The sequence below is a fragment of the Helicobacter suis genome, assembly GCF_902196125.1.
Classification (GTDB): domain Bacteria; phylum Campylobacterota; class Campylobacteria; order Campylobacterales; family Helicobacteraceae; genus Helicobacter; species Helicobacter suis_B.
Genome location: NZ_CABIKG010000046.1, coordinates 1 through 1052, shown reverse-complemented (window position 1 = coordinate 1052; position 1052 = coordinate 1). Strand labels below are relative to the sequence as shown.

General features: G+C 39.7%; 1 protein-coding gene. It reads right to left on the bottom strand.

Annotation, left to right across the window (positions count from 1 at the left end):
- The coding region (locus tag G6Q00_RS08170; RefSeq protein WP_163532747.1) for a phage minor head protein at positions 1-1052 on the bottom strand (1052 nt) is incomplete at both ends.

The following is a 1052-nucleotide window of genomic DNA, read 5'->3' as shown; positions in this document are numbered from 1 at the left end:
AAAGCTAGCGCGCTTTTAATTGTGTTTAAAACTCTTTGGGTAAAGGGGTAAGGTTTTTCAGCTGGGGCGCGTTTGGCTAATTCGTCAAAATCTAATTTTTGAATTGTAAAGCCCGATTTTAACGGAGGCGCCTCCGTGAAGTGCTCTAAACCGGTTAATTCTGTACCTTGAATCTCTAATTCATACCACCGCCCTAACTTTTGCCCCACTAGTTTTCTTGTATCTTTATGAGTGGCTAATAAGAGCGGAGAGTCTAAGACTTCCCTAGCTAAGAAAAAATCAAAGAGATCATTAGCCGGGTTAGCTTTAAGTGTTTTAGCTTTTAGAGTAATAGGCATGATCTCTAAATTTCCAAAGCGCAAATTACCGCCATTTTTAGAAAGCCTAATTAATTCTTTAAATCTTGCTTTTTTAGTGGCGATATTTTGTAAGATACCTTTAAGTAGGCTTGTGGCTTTTGAGTTGCCCGCGTAAGTGGCTAATTTATTTTTAAAAAAATTAGCTAAGAATTTATAATTATCCCTTTCAAATCCGCCCGCCTCAGTACCGCCCTCTTGTGGGATATTTTGCGTAGGGCTTATGCCTTTGCTCTTAATTTGCCTTTCGCTCCACATTTGCAACTCACACCGACAACCCCAATCAAGCGGCGGGGTGTGGGTTTGCCAAAAGGGGTGTTTTCTTGGCAAACATACATTATCAAAGGCTAAATGCCGCGCGGCGCTATCATGGCGGCTATGGAATACATAGTACCACCCATCGCCATTACTACTATCAACAATTGGCGGGGCACTCTCATAACGCATTAATTTACCCCTAGCATTGGCATAAATTAAATTATATTTAAATATCCTCTCAAGGCGCTTTTTATTGATTGTTTCTAAGAGTTGGGGGTTAGTTTTAACAAACTGGCTAAAACTTTGCCCCTTAGCTAAAGCTTTCTCTAGTGCACTTTGATAGGCAACTAAAGTATCAATTTTACTTATTCCACTAATGCTAAAAGCTCTTAAATATTCCTCAAATTTAAAATTAGCCCCATTGGGGATTAGCTGGGG